This is a genomic window from Candidatus Cloacimonadaceae bacterium (assembly GCA_030693415.1).
GTDB lineage: Bacteria > Cloacimonadota > Cloacimonadia > Cloacimonadales > Cloacimonadaceae > JAUYAR01.
The window spans coordinates 1-18022 of the sequence record JAUYAR010000149.1 but is presented as its reverse complement, the minus strand read 5'-3'; the positions used below and the strand labels follow the sequence as shown (position 1 = coordinate 18022).

The 18022-nt window shown below is 49.9% G+C and carries 16 protein-coding genes; 15 read left to right on the top strand and 1 reads right to left on the bottom strand.

All coding sequences use genetic code 11. The annotated features are described in order from the left end of the window. Nucleotides 1–385 precede the first annotated feature (385 nt). Nucleotides 386–1795, bottom strand: a complete 1410-nt coding sequence (hydG, locus tag Q8M98_09150) for a [FeFe] hydrogenase H-cluster radical SAM maturase HydG (GenBank protein ID MDP3114931.1) — start codon at nucleotides 1793–1795, stop codon at nucleotides 386–388. A 294-nt stretch (nucleotides 1796–2089) separates the two neighbouring features. Here hydG and Q8M98_09145 point away from each other — a divergent pair, with 294 nt between their 5' ends. The 15 genes from Q8M98_09145 (at nucleotide 2090) to Q8M98_09075 (ending at nucleotide 17766) form a co-directional block, all read left to right on the top strand. Further along, nucleotides 2090–3049, top strand: a complete 960-nt coding sequence (locus Q8M98_09145; protein ID MDP3114930.1) for a hypothetical protein — start codon at nucleotides 2090–2092, stop codon at nucleotides 3047–3049. A gap of 174 nt (nucleotides 3050–3223) precedes the next feature. Further along, complete coding sequence (locus tag Q8M98_09140; GenBank protein MDP3114929.1) at nucleotides 3224–5260, top strand: amylo-alpha-1,6-glucosidase; 2037 nt, start codon at nucleotides 3224–3226, stop codon at nucleotides 5258–5260. Continuing rightward, nucleotides 5257–6597 carry a glycosyltransferase family 4 protein gene (locus tag Q8M98_09135; GenBank protein MDP3114928.1) on the top strand — a complete coding sequence of 447 codons (1341 nt, stop codon included), beginning with the start codon at nucleotides 5257–5259 and terminating at the stop codon, nucleotides 6595–6597. Before Q8M98_09140 ends, Q8M98_09135 begins: the two co-directional genes overlap by 4 nt. Before the next feature lie 13 nt (nucleotides 6598–6610). Continuing rightward, nucleotides 6611–7807 carry a glycoside hydrolase family 57 protein gene (locus Q8M98_09130; protein ID MDP3114927.1) on the top strand — a complete coding sequence of 399 codons (1197 nt, stop codon included), beginning with the start codon at nucleotides 6611–6613 and terminating at the stop codon, nucleotides 7805–7807. A 9-nt stretch (nucleotides 7808–7816) separates the two neighbouring features. Beyond that, nucleotides 7817–9226 carry a sigma-54 dependent transcriptional regulator gene (locus Q8M98_09125; protein MDP3114926.1) on the top strand — a complete coding sequence of 470 codons (1410 nt, stop codon included), beginning with the start codon at nucleotides 7817–7819 and terminating at the stop codon, nucleotides 9224–9226. A gap of 7 nt (nucleotides 9227–9233) precedes the next feature. Further along, nucleotides 9234–10112: a hypothetical protein gene (locus Q8M98_09120; GenBank protein MDP3114925.1), complete on the top strand. Its 879-nt coding sequence runs from the start codon at nucleotides 9234–9236 to the stop codon at nucleotides 10110–10112. Further along, nucleotides 10109–11125, top strand: coding sequence for a tRNA (adenosine(37)-N6)-threonylcarbamoyltransferase complex transferase subunit TsaD (gene tsaD / locus Q8M98_09115; protein MDP3114924.1), 1017 nt, complete (start codon nucleotides 10109–10111; stop codon nucleotides 11123–11125). Before Q8M98_09120 ends, tsaD begins: the two co-directional genes overlap by 4 nt. Nucleotides 11126–11165: 40 nt before the next feature. Beyond that, nucleotides 11166–11969 (top strand): hypothetical protein, encoded by an 804-nt coding sequence (locus Q8M98_09110; protein ID MDP3114923.1) that lies wholly within the window; start codon nucleotides 11166–11168, stop codon nucleotides 11967–11969. Then, on the top strand, nucleotides 11969–13222 hold the full coding sequence (locus Q8M98_09105) for a hypothetical protein (protein ID MDP3114922.1): 1254 nt from the start codon (nucleotides 11969–11971) through the stop codon (nucleotides 13220–13222). Before Q8M98_09110 ends, Q8M98_09105 begins: the two co-directional genes overlap by 1 nt. Beyond that, entirely contained in the window at nucleotides 13219–13917 is a 699-nt protein-coding gene (locus Q8M98_09100) for a hypothetical protein (protein ID MDP3114921.1), read from the top strand. Before Q8M98_09105 ends, Q8M98_09100 begins: the two co-directional genes overlap by 4 nt. After that, nucleotides 13914–14759, top strand: coding sequence for a hypothetical protein (locus Q8M98_09095; protein ID MDP3114920.1), 846 nt, complete (start codon nucleotides 13914–13916; stop codon nucleotides 14757–14759). Before Q8M98_09100 ends, Q8M98_09095 begins: the two co-directional genes overlap by 4 nt. Further along, nucleotides 14759–15397, top strand: a complete 639-nt coding sequence (locus tag Q8M98_09090) for a hypothetical protein (protein MDP3114919.1) — start codon at nucleotides 14759–14761, stop codon at nucleotides 15395–15397. Before Q8M98_09095 ends, Q8M98_09090 begins: the two co-directional genes overlap by 1 nt. Before the next feature lie 11 nt (nucleotides 15398–15408). Beyond that, nucleotides 15409–15696, top strand: a complete 288-nt coding sequence (locus tag Q8M98_09085) for a hypothetical protein (protein ID MDP3114918.1) — start codon at nucleotides 15409–15411, stop codon at nucleotides 15694–15696. Next, nucleotides 15626–16939, top strand: a complete 1314-nt coding sequence (locus Q8M98_09080; protein MDP3114917.1) for an AMP-binding protein — start codon at nucleotides 15626–15628, stop codon at nucleotides 16937–16939. Before Q8M98_09085 ends, Q8M98_09080 begins: the two co-directional genes overlap by 71 nt. A 74-nt stretch (nucleotides 16940–17013) precedes the next feature. After that, the gene (locus Q8M98_09075; GenBank protein MDP3114916.1) at nucleotides 17014–17766 is read left to right on the top strand and encodes a class II aldolase/adducin family protein; all 753 of its coding nucleotides are present in this window, start codon (nucleotides 17014–17016) and stop codon (nucleotides 17764–17766) included. Nucleotides 17767–18022 lie beyond the last annotated feature (256 nt).

Genomic DNA, 18022 nt, shown 5'->3' with positions numbered 1-18022 from the left:
TCCAGTTGCTCTCCACCCCACCTCACGGTGACGCAGTTACCTTCGGCTACAGAGTTTTAACGGTGCTCTGAACAGGACTTTCACCTGTCTGATATGTATCGCTCACAGGCGCACGAATTACCGACGTCCCCGTCGGTTCTTTTCCGTAGGATCGGTTGCAGATTTGTGGTTCGGTTGCAGATTCGTGGAGGGTTTACGTGATTGGTGGAGGTGTCAGGTTCATCGCTGCTGTCGCCGACGGGGACGTCGGCGTTCCATGATGCGGCGTTCCATGTTATGGAATTACCGACGTCCCCGTTGGTTCAAGTTCATGCCGGAGCTCCCGATCTTCAGTTCCATCCCTGATCCATTCTTTTCCATAAAGCTCTGCGTTATCCGCGTTCTATCAAAAAAACATATCTCTTTTCCCCGCTTGTAGTTCGGAGATCTTTTGTTTGACGGAAGCGCGCATATTCTCATCCGCGATACCGATAAGTTCGCGATCGATAAGTTCCATTCCGGCGGCACGGGTTTTTTCAGAAGAAAAGTCAAATAAATACTCCGCGAAGGTTAAAAGCGCGTTCGGAGTGCAAAAGCGTTTCACGAAGCCGGGGATGGCAAATTCCATGAAGTGTTCTCCGGTCCTGCCGGCACGGTAGCATGATGTGCAAAATGAAGGAATGAAACCGCCTTTCGCCAGCTCATAGATCACTTCGTCCAGGGATCTCGTGTCGCCCAAAACGAACTGACTCTTGCGTTTGGATTCGTCATCCTTGGCGGAATAATCGCCCACTCCGATGCTGGAACCTGCGTCGATCTGTGAAACACCATAATTCAACACTTCGTTGCGGATGGCGATCGGCTCGCGCGCAGTGAGGATCATGCCGGTATAGGGAACGCTGAGACGGATGACGGCGACGAGGTGCTTGAAATCTTCGTCCGAGACCTGAAAAGGTGGATGTTGGGCAAAATCAGTTCCGATGGCTGGTTCGATCCTGGGAAATGAAATAGTGTGTGGACCGATCCCGAAGCGTTCTTCGAGATGGATGGTGTGGTAGAGCAAGCCCATGACCTCAAATTTCCAGTCATAGAGTCCCATCAACGCTCCGATGCCAAGATCGTCGATGCCCGCTTGCATGGCTCGATCGAGCCCATCCAGACGCCAAAGGAAGCTGCTTTTGGGACCGCTCGGATGCAGCTTTTTGTAGGTTTCCTCATGATAGCTTTCCTGAAAGATCTGGTAGGTGCCGATGCCGACGGATTTGACGGTGCGGAAACCTTCGATGTCGAGCGGGGCGGCATTGATATTGACGCGGCGGATCTCGCCTTTTTTGTATTTGATGTCATAGACGGTCTGGACGGTATCGGCGATGTATTCGGGAGAATATTTGGGGTGTTCACCATAGACCATGATCAGGCGTTTGTGGCCGGTTTCCACCAAAGACTGGGTTTCGCTGATCAGTTGTTCGTGGCTCAATGTGGAGCGCAGGCATTCTGTATTTGAGACGCGAAAACCGCAATAGACGCAATCGTTCACGCATTCGTTGCCAATATACAGAGGAGCAAAGAGGACGATGCGGTTGCCATAGATCCTTTCCTTGAGCTCGCGCGCTCCTTGCAGGATCAATGCTTTAAGCTCGGGATCGCAAACGCTGAGCAGCGCGGCGGTTTCATCCGGATCAAGTCTTTGTTTATCAAGGGATTTGGCGATGATCTCGCGGATCCGTGATTCCGGAGCGTGGCTTTGGGAAAGGATCAATTCCCCGATCTTGGCGGTCGGGATGAACGATTTGACGCCTTGGATGTCTATTTTCATGGTTTCTCCTGATTAATCTATCTTTAAAGTTATGGATTTGACTTTTACGGAATCAGCTCCTTTCGGCTCTTTGTGGGGAAAGCTTGAGCTGCTATCAGGAGTGAAAAAATACTTTTCACCCTTGATGACAGAAAGGCATCCCTCATCGTAGGTTTGATTCTTCTGAAAACAAAGTATTTGAGGGGCATGAATCATGCAAGGGATATTATTTGCTTGACACATATAGGCTGTGAGATTGTGATGTCCCTGCAAGCTTATTTTACATATTTACAATAAGATAACGGTTACAAATATATGAAAAAACTACTGATGACACTATCCATGACGGCATTCCTGTGCGTTTTGGCGGCGCAATCCTTCAATTGGTATTCGCAGAGCGATACCAGATGGAAACAGAACACACTCGGCACAAGCCGCAGTTCCATCGGCAAAAGCGGTTGCGTGCTTAGTTGCCTTTCAATGCTGCTCAACGCCGAAGCTTCCAATCCCCGCGTGACGCCAGACAAACTGAATACTTGGCTGCGTGGCAACAGTGGTTTCGCGCGCGGAAATCTGATGCGTTGGGAAGTTCCGGGAGATATCGATGGCAAAGGCTTGGGGCTGGAACTCGTGAGCCAGATCAGCAAAGCCAACGATTGGGAATATCTCAGCAATGAGCTAACAAAAGGAAACAAGGTGATCGTCAAGGTCGCCGGACGCCGCAATCACTGGGTTTTGGTGATCCGCCAGGAAGGGGCGGCAAACAGCCCGGCATCCTATGTGATCAACGATCCCGGCATGAAAGAGTATGAAAGAAGAACTCTGGCACACTTCGGCGGTTTTCGCGCTGCGAGATCATATTCTGGAAACTGGTTGGACGAAGACGCATTCAATCTCACATCCGAGATCTACGTTTCCCCCATTGAAACCTACGAGACTTTTTTGTACGAATTGATCAATCAACCCAGTCCGGCAGACGTCTATGTGACCCTCAAAAACAATCTCTCCGTGGAGATCAGCGGATACTTTATCCTCGGACTCTTTGACAAGGACGACAACCTGCTGCGGGCGATCGATTATGAACAGGCTTCCATCCTAGCACAGGCTTCGATCGACCTTCTATATGAAATGCCGGATTATACCAGTCTTAATGAAGAAGGCGCGGATTTGAGAATTATCTACAGCAAACACTTCAGTTCCATGCCCTCGAAAAATGAAATATTGGCGCTGCCCAGCACGGGGCTGTTGAACTACACAAACGACTCCACACATTAGAAATTGCGGCATTATTTCAACAAATCAGTTATTTAAATTAGTTTTTATATGCAGGTCTATCAGCATGATAGGCATATTGAATAGAATATTTTCCACAAAAGACTTGACGAGATTGGGCATATAGAAATAAATCAACAGCATTGAGATTAACTAATTTTACCAAAAGGTGGCTAAATGAATAATTACTTCATGGAGACCCATCATCATGAATGGATCCTGACGAATAAGCATGGTGCTTATGCGCTGGGAACCGGCAATATGATCAATCAGCGCAAATATCACGGCTTATTGATTGCCAGCGACCGTCAGTTTCATCGCAGACACCTGGTGGCTGGCATCGAAGAGAAGGTCGAATGGCGTGGTGAGATCATCCATCTGGATAGCAACAACTATAGCAACTGCATCTATCCGGAAGGCTTTCTCTATCTGGTGAAACCATGGCTGCGTCCTTATCCGATCTTTCTGTATTCGGCTTTGCCGCATCAAAACGACATCCTTATCCGCAAGGAGATCATGCTGGATGAGGAGAGCAACACGGTGTTGGTCAAATATACCAACCTTGGGCATCATACCCTGCATTTTGAATTGCACCCAAAGCTTACGATGACCGCGCATCACGATTTGAACCAACCCGGCAGCCTGGATTTTGAAGAGTTTCAGTCCGAACACTGCAATTCCGAGGACGGATGCGCTTTTTCCGCCAAGCGCAGCTCAAACAATATGGAAGTGCACGGCGTTGCTCAGCATGGAGAGTTTCTCCCAAACCGCTATGTCTATTACAACGTCTATTATCCCTGGGAAGTGATGAGTGGCTATCCCGGCGTCGGTGATCAGATCAGTCTTTTCGAGCTGCGTTTCACCCTAAAGACCGGTCAGACAAATCATGTTCTTTTCTCGGATAAAGCGATCGACAAACCGGCGAAGATCATTGCCCGCATTGAAAAACGTTATGCGGATCTGCCCAAACCAGCGGATTTTCCAGATTTACCTGATCTTGACGACACTTTGCTCAACAATCTGGATTACAATGACAACACCTTGTTCAAATATCCCGAATACTTGAAATTACTGGAGTTTGCGCTCAAGGATTTCGTGGCAAATGACGACATCGTTGCCGGCTATCCATATTACGGCGCCTGGGGCAGAGACACGATGATCGTGCTCAACGCGCTGCTGCACTCTCCCAATAATCTGGATACAGTGGAAAAGATCTTGCGCAAATATAGCCGCCATCTGCAAAATGGGTTGATTCCCAATATGTTGCACGAGACCGGACGCGAAGCGAATTTTGACTCCATCGACGCCACCCTGTGGTACATCATCCTGATTTGGAAACTGGGCAAGCGCAAGGCAGACATTACTTATTGGAAAGAAGTGATTCATCTATGCGAGGACATCATATCCTCCGTGATCACAAACTACAAATATCCGTTCTTTCTGAGACCGGACGGATTGATCGAGCTGAAAGAGGAATTTGCCCACGCCACTTGGATGGACGTGCGCATTGAAGGCAAACCCGTTACTCCGCGGAGTGGGGCGCCGGTGGAGATCAACGCTTTGTGGTACAACGCGATCTGCTGCTATGAGGCGATGTGTGATGCCTATCAACAGCTTACCGGCATCAATTATATCCCCAAGGAACAGATCCTTGATCTGAAAGAACCGGTCAAAATCGCCTTTCAGAAATTCTGGACTGGAGATTATCTTGCCGATCGTCTCATAGAGGACGTGCCGATTACCGAGATCCGCCCCAATGCTTTGATCGCGCTTTCCCTGCCTTGGGAATTGATCGACAAGGGCAAGATGCAAATGGTATTTGAGCGTGCTTTTGCGGAGCTCTACACTTTCTATGGAATCCGGACACTGAGCCCGAAGGATGCACGTTTTCGCAAGAAATACTATGGCACCCAACGCGATCGAGATCTTTCATATCACAACGGAAGCGTCTGGGCTTGGTTGTTTGGTGCTTTTTGCGGGTTATACTTGAAGATTCATCGTGGAACAAAGCCGGATGCCGAGATTGCGAAAACCCTAAGCTCATTTATTGGAACTTTCCGCCAAAGTTTCATGCGCGGACACATCGCCTCGGTGGCAGAAATCTGGGACGGAGAGAATCCACACTTCCCCAAAGGCGCTCCGGCACAGGCGATCAGCGTCGCCGCACTATATAACATCGAAACCTTTATCGCTGCTCACGGAGGTGGTTTGTGAAGATATTGATGTTCACATGGGAATTCCCTCCGCTGATTTCCGGTGGATTGGGAATGGCTTGCTATGGCATGGTGAAAGCCCTGCTGGCGCAGGGAATCAAGATCGACCTGGTGCTTCCCACCAAGGAAATGGTCTATTTCCCACTGCGCAAGGAAGAGGATGTGGACACTCTGCCGACCGTGTTTCTCGACCCGATTCAGCATTCTGAATATATCCGCCGTAAGTTTCACAACGTGCACGAACGGCTTGATTTTATCGGCATCTCGACCAAGCCGGAATCCTATTTGCAACTCTCGGAGATCCAGCAATTTATGTCCTTAGTCAAGAAGGAATATTGGGTTTTTGAAGAGTCCTCCCATGAGGAACATCAGATCTGGGAGGACATGACCACGCATCTCATCGGCGAGGAAGATTTGATCAAAAAAGTGCAGGAATATACCCTGCGCGCGGAGAAATTTGCCCGAGAGCTGGATTACAACCTCATCCACGCACATGACTGGCTCACCTATCCCTCCGGCATGGTGGCGAAAAAGATCTCCAAGAAACCACTCGTCGTGCATATCCATGCCACGGAATTTGACCGTGCCGGCGGACCCGGAGACGAACGCATCCACAAGATCGAGCACGCCGGAATGATGTATGCAGACCGCGTGATCGCCGTTTCACAATACACTGCGCAGATGATCATGTCCCGTTATCGCATCGATACCGGAAAGATCCGCATCGTGCACAACGCCTTCACTTTGACCGATGATACGGTGATCAAAAAGAAACGTATCTTCGGCGGACCGACCATTCTTTTTTTAGGCAGGATCACGATCCAAAAGGGACCGGACTATTATCTGGAGGTGGCAGACCGCGTGCTCAAAGTGCATCCCGAAGCGCGTTTCCTCATGGCTGGCACCGGAGATATGGCTCGCAAGCTTTTGCGCCGTTCCGCGTCTTTGAGATTGAAAAACAAGTTTCTTTTCACCGGTTTTCTTAATCGCAAACAGGTGGAAACCATACTGCGCGCCAGCGACATCTATGTGCTGCCCTCGGTCTCGGAACCTTTTGGCATCTCGCCGCTTGAAGCGATGGCATTTGGCATTACCTCCATCATTTCCAAACAGTCCGGAGTCGCGGAAGTGGTCAATCACGCCTTCAAGATCGACTATTGGGACGTGGATCTGATAGCGGAAACGATCAATCACCTCATCGAGCATCCCGACAAATGCAAAAAAATCGGCATCGAAGGCATGCGCGAAGTAAACCAGATACATTGGACGGAAGCAGCGGAAAAGATCAGAATCATCTATTCCTCGGTGCTGTCCGAATTCATCAAAAGCAATCCCTAAGAAGGTGTGATATATGCTAAACGTTGTCTTTTATTTCCAAGTGCACCAACCCTATCGTCTGCGCCATGTAAATGTCCTTGATATCGGCAAAAACAGCGATCTCTTTGACGAACGCCTAAACCGCGAGGTAATGAAAAAGGTGGCACAGAAATGCTATCTGCCCACCAATGCATTGCTGCTCAATCTGATCAAACAACACGAAGGCAGATTTCGCATCGCCTATTCCATCACCGGCACCGCGATCGAACAATTTAAGCTCTATAGTCCTGAGACGCTGGATTCCTTCAAGGAATTGGCGGATACCGGCTGCGTCGAGTTTATCGGAGAGACATACTATCATTCCCTGGCTTTTATGTATGACACAAACGAATTTCTCGATCAGGTGGAAATGCATCGCCGACTAATGATGGAAGAATTCGGATATCGAAGCGAGACCTTTCGCAACACGGAGCTGATCTATCAAGACCGCTTGTCCGACCTCGTCTATGAGATCGAAGGGTTCAAAACGATCATCACCGAGGGGGTGGACCGCATCCTGCAATGGCGAACGCCGCTCTATGCCTATAAGAACTATTCCAAGGACATCAACCTGCTGCTCAAGTATTACAAACTCTCGGACGACATCGCTTTCCGCTTCAGCAATCGCGACTGGCCCGAATATCCCCTCACCGTGGACAAATTCGTAAACTGGATCGATCATCTCACCCTGAGTGAAAAGCACAACCGCAACCTCTTCCTGAATCTCTTTATGGACTATGAGACTTTCGGCGAGCACCAATGGGCGGAAACCGGCATCTTTGACTTTATGAAACACTTCCCCACCGAGGCGCTCAAGCGTCCGCACTTGGGATTTGTGACGCCAAAGGAAACCTTTGCTCTCGCAAACTATCAGCAGGAATCGCTTTCCTTCCCGGATGCCGTTTCCTGGGCAGACGAACAGCGCGATCTTTCCGCCTGGCTGGAAAACGACATGCAGAAAAACGCTATCGAAACCTTCTATGAGCTCCTGCAGCGCGTCAAAGCCAAAGGGGATGAAAACCTGCTCACCATCGCCCGCAAGCTCAGCACTTCGGATCACTTCTATTACATGTGCACGAAGTATTTCCAGGATGGAGACGTGCACAAATACTTCTCACCCTATGATTCTCCCGATCAGGCATACATCTATTATATCAACGCACTTGCCGATCTGGAGGAAAGACTCTCTTAGGACGCCGCGATGAAAGGAAAAGTAATCATCCTCGAGGACGACAGCGTTCTCGCCGATCAGATCAGTAAAGTTCTGAAGCGCTTTGACTATGACGTGATGCACGCTACGAATAGCGATAGTTTCTTTGACGAACTGCGCACATTTTTTCCGGATGTGATCCTTTTGGATGTATTTTTGGTGGGCAGCCGCCTCAATGGCATGCAGGTGCTCAAGTATCTGAAGGAAAATCTCGATCTGAACTATAAGATCATCGTCATTTCCGGCGAGGTCAATTCCGAACAGATTGCCCAGATCCGCGAACTGGGAGCCTACCACTTCATCGAAAAAGGTCCCAACTTCAGCGTCAACCAATTGCTGTTGCATATCGACAACGCAGTCACGCTCAAACGTCAGGAAGAAGAGCACATCGGCTTGCAAATCGAGTATCTCTCTTTAAAGAAACAATTTACCCGCAGTTTCCCATTTATCGGGGAAAGCGAAGCCATCCGCGGACTAAGAGCCCAAATAGCGAAGTTTGCCGAAGTGGACGAGGATATCTTTCTCATCGGCGAAACCGGAACGGGCAAGGAAGTGGCTGCAAACTATTTCTACATCAACTCGCGCCGCTTTGGCAAACCTTTTCACACGATCAATTGCAGTGCGCTCACCGAGACTTTGATCGAGAGCGAACTCTTCGGACACGTCAAAGGCGCTTTCACAAACGCGGATAGAAACAGCATCGGATTTTTTGAGGAATGCTCCGAAGGCATCCTCTTCCTGGACGAAGTGACCAATCTCTCCCTGATCGCCCAATCCAAGATCCTGCGCGCTATCGAGAATAAAGAGATCCAGGTGGTGGGCGGTTCTCTGAAAAAGGTGAACACTCGCCTCATCTTTGCCTCCAACGCTGATCTGAACGTGCTTTCCGATTCCGCCAAATTCCGCAAAGACCTCTTTTACCGCATCGAAGGAAACTTTGTGGAACTGCCTCCTCTGCGCAAGCGCGGCGATGACATCCTGCTTTTGATGAGCTATTTCTTCACAAACTACTCCGCCCGCTTCAATATCTATGACCAGCTCGATCTGAACGAACTCAAAAGTAACCTGCTTGCCTATGACTGGCCCGGCAACGTCCGCGAATTGCAAAACTTCTGCAAGTATATCATCATCAACGAGAAGGACGTCAATAACAAGACCATCCTCAAACACCTCAGAAACAAGATCAACAACAAACCCGAAGAAATTAACGGTGCGCTTGACAAGTTTTTTGGCATCACATCCTTGAAAGAAAGCACCGCTGCCTTCGAACGCGAATACCTGCTTCACTACTTGGAAGAAAACGACTGGCAGGTGAGCCGTACCGCAAACTCCATCGGAATCGAACGCACCACCCTCTATAAAAAAATGAAATCGCTCGACATCCAACCCCTTCCGGAATGAGCTTTCCATGCGCGAAAACCTCGGTTTGAAGATATTCTCGCTCGTGCTCGCCTTGATCGTGTGGCTTCAGATCACTCTGATGGCAGAACACAAGACCACAGTGCAGCTAAAGGTAAGCCTGGACAACCTTCCTGAGAGTATCGTCCTGGAAGACATCCCCTCCTCGCTCCCATTTCATGTACGCGGCAAGGGTTTGGACATCTTGAGGCTCAGACTCGCAAATGCGCAGGTATTACTGGACGCGGCATCTGTGAAGCAGGGTGCCGATAATCTCTCTCTGCAGGACTATACTATCGAAGGACTGCCGGAAGACATCAATATCCAGATCGGCGGACCTGCCGAAGACCAACTGATCACGGTCACGGCGGACATCCTGCACCAAAAAACAATCCCGGTGCAGATCAGATTTGAGGATGACACCGCGCGCGCGGCTTATGAACAGGGCTCATTTTCCTTCTCTCCTGAGAAGATCGTGATCTCCGGTGCAAAAAACAGATTGCAACCGATCCGTATGATCGAGACAATCGCCATCACCAACGATATGCTTGATAATGAAAGCTTTAAGCTCGATCTGTTGCTTGCGGAAACAAATCTCCGCAGCAGCGTCTCGCAAGTCCATGTCACACGGGTCAAAGCTCAGATCAAAAGCATGATCATCGAAAACATCCCCATCCGCTCCGAGAACAAAGCGCAGTATCTACCCTCCTTCGTCACCATCAAGATCGAGGGCACGCCAAAGATCGTTGACTCGGTCAAGGCATCGGATATCCTGATCAGTGCTGAAAAAGAACCGGACGCGGATGGATGGTACAATATATTAGTCCGGCTTCCAGAAGGAATCGTCAAACATGCCATCACTCCGACGAAAGTGCGGCTGAGAAAATGACGCCAAACCTGATCCTCGCCTTCGAATCCTCATGCGACGATACTTCCGTGGCGATTGTCGATACGAACTACGATGTCAAAATCAATTTGATCTCCTCCCAACCCGAGCATCTCGAATTTGGCGGAGTGCTTCCCGAGCTCGCTTCCCGCCTGCATTTGAAAAACATTCTGTATCTCACCCGACAGGCATTGAACAAAGCGGATATCTGCATGACCGACATTTCCGCCATCGCCGTTTCCATCAATCCGGGATTGATCGGCTCGCTGATCGTTGGACTCGCTTTTGCCAAAAGCCTTGCCTGGAGCCTCTCCAAACCGCTAATCACGGTCAATCACATGCTCTCCCATATCTTTGCCAATTACATCGAAAATCCTCAGATCAAACCGCCTTTTCTGGCACTCGTGGTCTCCGGAGGACACACGGAACTCGTTCATTTCTACGATTTTACACACTTTGAGGTGATCGGCAAGACCCTGGACGACGCTGCGGGAGAGACCTTCGATAAAACCGCAAAACTGCTCGGACTCGGATTTCCCGGAGGTCCGATCATCGACAGGCTTGCGCGAACAGGCAATCCGGCATTTGTGGATTTTCCCCGTGGCATGAACCGCAAGGGAAACTTTGATTTCAGCTATTCCGGAATGAAAACCGCGGTGCTCAACTATCTTGCCCGGCACGAAAAAGCCTTTGTGGAAGAGAATAAAAGCGATATCGCCGCTTCGATCCAACAAGCGATCGTCGATCCGCTGATCAATAAAAGCCTTGCCTATGCCCGCGCCCATCATCTAAGCTCGATTCTTCTCGCCGGAGGGGTGGCGGCAAATTCCGCCTTGCGATCTCAATCCGCAGAAAAAGCCGCCAAATATGGCATCCGTATCTATGCACCATCTCTGAAACTTTGTATGGACAATGCCGCGATGGTCGCCGCCGCCGCAATCCCCAAGTTCTTAAACGGGGATTTCTCTCCCCTCAGCGTAAACGCATTCTCCGCCAAAGGAACCAAGCAACTGTAATGTCAAACTGAATAAAAACTTATCAGAACGAGGATAATAAATGAAAAAGTCGATAATTTTGGCAGTGGCTCTGATTCTGACTTTCGCCGCCTTTTCGTGTAAGCGCAAGACGGACAAGAAAGCCCTCCCCGATGCCGGAATGGCGCATGAAATCGCAGCTTATGCGCCACTTCCCACTTTCCGTGAAGTTTTTAGAACCCTGGATCAATTGCCGGTGAAGGACATCTCCGCCTCCCTGCCGACAAACCCCTTCAAGACCATTCAGGAAGAAGGGCGCAACGCCTTTGCACTGGGACTGCTCACTGCCGATGCCATCTTGGCTTCCCACAGCAGAAACAAGACTAAACTGCGAGAATACTCCCAAGAAATGATGAAACTCACACCGCTCTTGAAGCTCGAAGGCGAGATCGACCAATTGGGAAATAAGCTCAGAATCTTGATCGAACGGGATCAATGGGAAGAAATTGACGGCACCCTCGATTTGATCCGCAAAGAGGTAGAAAACAAGCTCTGGGACACGGAAAACAAAGAAAACTATACGCTGATGCTCCTCGGCGGCTGGACCGAAGGCGTGAACAGGATCGCCTGGATCATCAATTCCGATTTTATTGACGCCAAGACTCAGGTGCTCAACCATAAAGACACTTGGAAATATCTCATCGGAAACCTCGAAATGATCCAATCCCCACGGATCAAAGAAGCCCCTTATTTTGTCCAGGTTATGCCTCTAATAAAAGATATTCAGGCTGTTATCAATGCGGATAATGGCGGTATCTATAGCAAAGACCAACTCGGCAAACTGATCGCCGCCACGGATAATATCAAAGCCGCCTTCAGTAAATAATGACTTTGACCGCTGTTTTCGGCAAACCAATCTCCCATGTAGCGCAGCATGCCGATGCTGCGGAAACGATGATTGCGTTTGTAAACCGTATCTGCCGCAGGATCGGCATCCTGCGCTACAAAAAATATGAGGTGATTATGAGAATATGCAGCCTGTTGGCTATTTTGATGGTTCTCGCTTTCCCGCTGCCGGCACTTGATGCCCCATCGGGAACCTTCACTATCGAGGACGTCCCTTGGGACAATGGCATGAAACTGCTCCTGAAGTGGAACCTGAGCGCAGGATTTGATTCTCTGCAAATACTGACCCCGGATTCCCTCGGCGTCTTTCAGAGCATCCAAATCGACAACCGCAGTACCGGTGATCAAATCATGGCAAACTTGGAACCTAATCAAGATTATACTTACCGGCTTGAGGCATATAACCGCTCAACGGGAGAAAGGTATGCCCTCCAAGCGACCGGCAAACCGCTGGAGGGATGGTTCTATCTGGGCAAGCTTTCCTATCTGATCATGCTGCTATTGATATCGGGCGCGATCTTGTATTATATCTTCTCCGCCAGAAGAGGCAAAGAACTTTTTATTCGCAGGATAAGCGGACTCGATTCGATGGAAGAAGCGATCGGTAGAGCCACCGAAAAGGGCAAACCGATCCTCTTCGTTCCGGGCATCTCCGATCTGGAGGACATCCAAACCATTGCCGCACTCACAATTCTGAGCCACCTTGCCTATCGCGCAGCGGAATATGACACTTCACTGATCGTTCCCTGCCGCTTTTCGATGGTGCTTTCCGCAGCCCGCGAAGTAGTCCGCGAAGCGTATATGAAAGCGGGAAAACCGGATGCCTACCGCGAAGACATGGTCTTTTATCTGACCGACGACCAATTTGGTTTCGTCGCCGGCATCGATGGTATCATGGTTCGCGAGCAGCCCGCCGCTAATTTCTTCCTCGGTTCCTTCTATGCCGAATCGCTGATATTAGCTGAAACGGGATTTAGCACCGGCGCCATTCAAACCGCCGGAACTGCCCAAGCGCATCAGCTTCCTTTCTTTGTCGTTTCCTGCGACTACACTTTGATCGGCGAGGAGCTTTTTGCCGCCTCCGCCTATCTTTCCAAGGATCCGCAACAGCTTGGCAGCCTTAAAGGGCACGACTTTGGCAAGCTGTTGGTGATATTGTTGATCCTCACCGGCATCGGATTTGAGATCGCCGGAATCTCATGGTTCAGAACTTTTTTTGAAGGTGTCAGATGAAAAAGAACATACCTTTGCTCTTCGCTTTCGTCGTCGGGATCATCGTCCTGGCATCGGAATTCATCCCGCATCGTCCCTTCAATTCCATCACCGAGACGCTGCAAAACTGGTTTATGATCATCTCCGGCTTTGCCATTCTCTTGGGTCAGATCAGCCTCGTTCGCGTGAATGTATCCAAGATTCGCAACCGCAGCCGGGACTGGCAATTTTATCTCGCTTGCCTGATCAGCTTTGCCTTGATGGTGATCATTGGTCTGTTGTGGGGCAAACAAGAAGCCCGCGGCATCCTCGGACAGGGAGCTGCCATCACCGCTAATCTTGGCTCCAAACCCTTTGATTATCTCTTCGACAACGTGTATATTCACCTTTCCGCCACGATGTTTTCGCTGCTGGCGTTTTTCATCGCCTCTGCTGCATACAGAGCGTTCATCATCCGCAGCTTTGAATCCAATCTGTTGATGATCACCGGTGTGATCGTGATTTTGGGTAGAACCAGCATGGGATCGATGCTCACCGGCTGGTTGCCGGCAAGGCTGCATTTCCTGCATCTGCCGGTTTTGACGGATTTCATCATGCAGTATCCAAATTCCGCAGCACAACGCGCGATCATGATCAGCGCGGCTTTGGGTATCCTCGGCTCCAGTCTGAGGATCATCCTTGGCATCGAAAGATCATATCTGGGGAGTGACAAATGAGCGTCAATCAAAACACGCAAACCGAACGCCGCCTCATCTTTCTGCTGCTGTTCATCGCCGTGTTGGTTCCTCTGATCTTTCCCATCGGTTGGAAAACGGAGGTCTCACCCCACGCCAAAATGGCTTATGACATGATCGACAGCAAACCGGAAGGCTCCGTCGCGATCCTTTCCTTTGATTATGAACCTTCCACAATGACGGAGCTGCAACCCATGGCAACCGCGATCATCGAACACGCCTGGAGCAAAGGGCACAAGATCATCGCCACCGCGCTTTGGCCCCAGGGACCTCAGGTGGCGGATCTTGCTTTCAAAGAAATGGCGGCAAAGTTTCCAGACAAGGTCTATGGTGAGGATTATGTCAATCTCGGCTACAAACCCGGCGGCATGGTCACCATCCAGGCGATGGGCAAAAGCTTGAAGGATGTCTATCCCTTGGACATCAACGGCAAAAAATACGACGACCTGCCCATCTTCAAAAACATCAGAGCTTTGAGAGACGTTACCTACGCTGCTTCGCTGTCTTCCGGAGTACCTGGCATCAAGGAATGGATCATGGTGGCACACGACGTTCATTCGGTCCCGGTCACCGGTGGCACGACGGCAGTCAGCGCTCCCGGTTTCCTGCCCTATATCAACAATCAAAATCAACTCTATGGCTTGCTCGGTGGGCTCAAAGCGGCTTCCGAATATGAGATAATGATCGGCACCGTCGGTCCCGCCACGGTAAAGATGGACGCCCAATCGATTGCACATCTTCTGATTTTGATCTTCATCTTGGTCGGAAACATCAAAGCCTGGCGAATCAGGCACAAACCAAAACAACAAGCGGGGACAGAATAATGGCAGAATTCATGCAAGTCTTCGGTATCTGGCTGGGTGCTTTTTTCACTTTCTGCATCTATAGCTTTCTCTACAAGGACAATCCCTTCTACAAGTTCGGAGAACAGGTTTTCGTGGGACTTTCGGCAGGTTATTGGTTGATCGTGATTATCTACGATACCCTGATCCCAAACCTCTTTACAAAACTGATCTTCGATTTTAACAACAACGTCATTTTGCTCATACCCGCAGCGCTTGGAGTGATGATGCTCATGCGCGTGATTCCCAAAGCTCAGTGGGTGAGCCGCTATCCGATTGCGATCATCGTCGGCACCACCGCTGCCATCAGTATGCTGAGATTTCTCAAATCCGATCTGATGCACCAGGTCTCCGCCACGATGATCAATCCCTTCGCGCTACCCTCATTGACGGAAAAGATCGGCTCCATATTACTCATCATCGGCACAATCTGCGGAGTCTATTTCTTCTATTTCAGCAAGAAACAGGAAGGCGTCTATGCGGTGCCCTCCAAGATCGGCATTTGGTTTTTGATGATCAGCTTCGGCGCCTCTTTCGGCTACACCGTGATGGCACGTATTTCGCTATTGATTGGGCGTTTGGAATTCCTGCTCAGAGACTGGCTGCATATTATTAACTAAAGGAGAAAATCATGTTACAACTGCATCAACGCTTCATTGTATCGGCAAAGAAATTCTCAAGCCGCATGGCGGTAATCGACAAAGCCACCAACAAGGATTATACCTATGGCAGGATGTTGATCGCCTCGCTCATCCTCAAAGAACACATCGGCAAGATCAAGGGAAAATATGTCGGGGATCATGCTTCCCACCTCGATGGGCTGCATGCTTGCGGTCATTGCCTCCCTAATGAATGGAAAGATTCCGGTGATGATAAATTATGCCACCGGCGCCATCGAAAACGCCAAATATGCCCGTGAAAAATGCAATTTCAAGACCGTCATCACCAGTCATAAACTGATGGAAAAGCTTGATCTGCAACCTATTGACCACATGATCATGTTGGAAGACATCCTCGCCAAAGTCACCACTATCGCCAAACTCAAGGCGGCACTGCTTTCAAAACTTCCTTTTGCCATCCTCAGCAAATTGGTGCACAGCGGCTCCGCAGACGAGATCAGCGTCATCCTCTTCACCAGCGGCAGCGAGAAAGAACCCAAGGCGGTTCAGCTCTCGCATCGCAATATCCTCCACAACGTGGATGGCGTGCCGCAGCTCGTCAAGCTGGATGAAAACGACGTCTTCATGTCCATCCTGCCTCTCTTCCACGTCTTTGGTTTGACGGTGGATTTCTGGCTGCCGACCATTTTGGGCGCGACCATGGTCACCTACCCCAACCCCCTGGAATATAAAACGGTTAGCGACTTGGTGCGCGAATATAAGATCACTTTCATCGCCGCCACGCCATCATTTTTCTATGGCTATCTGCAAAAATCACAGGAAGGAGATTTCTCCTCAGTCCGTTTTGCCATTGCCGGTGCGGACAAGCTGCCGGACAAGATCTATGACGGATTTATAAAAAAACACGGCATCACTCTCTTTGAAGGATATGGCACCACGGAGACCTCGCCGGTGATCTCTGTGAACTATCCCGGCTTTCACAAACTCGGCAGCATCGGTGTCCCGATCCCAAACGTGCAGGTGCGCATCGTGGATATCAACACGGACAAAATCCTCGGTCCCAATCAGGAAGGAAAGGTTCTCACCAAGGGCGATCACGTGATGCAAGGATATCTTGGCGATCTTGAAGAAACTTCGCTGCGCATCCGCAATGGCTGGTATGACACCGGCGACATCGGCATTATCGACGACGACGGTTTCCTCTGGCATCGCGGCAGATTGAAACGTTTTGTCAAGGTCGGCGGCGAGATGGTATCGCTCGTCAAAGTGGAAACCCTCTTGAGCAAACTCTTGCCCGAGGACGTGATTTGCTGCGTGGTGGACGTTCCCAATCCCATCAAGGGTTCGGACGTCATTGCCGCGGTGGCAAATGACAAGTTCGACATGCACGCCGTGCTCAAACAACTCAAGAAAGAGCTGCCGGCGATCGCCGTTCCACGCCAGTTTTACATAATTGAGGACATCCCCATGATGGCGAGCGGCAAGGTCAATTTCCGCGAAGTGGAAAGGATCTGCCGCGAACGCAGCTCCTCCGGGGACTGATCAAATCAATAGAAATATCGGGATCATTGCCACGCTCATGCCGCTAAAGCTGAGCGTGGCTTGACTGTGTGAAAATGGCGACTAACATTATCAAACGGTGCTTTGGCGGCATCGGTGAAATCAATCCGTGTGTTGAAGGAAACGAAGAATTTCTCCGTTTGATCCAGACAGAATCGAACCGGTTCAGAGAGATTCTCGCCACCCTCGCCGATATCGGTGCACGCATCTGGCAGCGTGGCTGGGCGGAAGCCAATGCCGGAAACGTCTCCATCAATGTCACAGACACGATTCCGCCTCGCCTCAGAGGGGGAAAAGAATGGTTTCTCGTCTCTCAAAGCGGCTCCCGCTATCGCCAATTGACGCCCGATCCCATTCCCCATCTTGTTTTGATTTCGATCGGCTCGGATGGAGAAAATGTCCATCCCACGAATAAAAAACCCACTTCCGAATGGGCTTGCCATCGCGGTCTGTTACTGCACTTCCTCGCTTCCGCACGCGAGGACAAAGTGATCCTGCATGCCCATCCCGCCGATATCATCGCGCTCAGTCAAATGCCGGTCTATGAAACAGAGGCGGAGCTGAACCGCGCTTTGATTGGCGTCCTCCCGGAAATGCAGCTCTATCTGACTGATGGCATTGCGCTTACCCACACCCAAGCCCCCGGCTCTCAAGCACTTGCCGATTGCAGTCTTTCCGCGCTTGGCAAACGCAAAGCCCTTATTTGGCAGAAACATGGCATCCTCTGCATCGGCAAGACCCTCGACGAAGCCTTTGACTATCTGGAAATCGTCGCCAAAGCCGCAGCCATCTATCTGAAAATGCGGTAAGTCTTTTATTCGCTGATACATCTGTCGCTGTTATCATCATAATCCCGTTTTTCTGATAATCCCCTCCCATCTAACTTATTGCTATTAATCGCTCTTCGCCTGTCTTCCTCCTTATCCCAAGTTTCGCATGAAAAATGTGTTTTTAGTCATTTTGGAATCGTAACTCATTGAAAAATAGTATTTGAGTTTCGGAAAATAGCCAATTAGTGTCCAAAATCAGGGCTTTGCAGGAAAAATATATATTGACAGCTTCAGC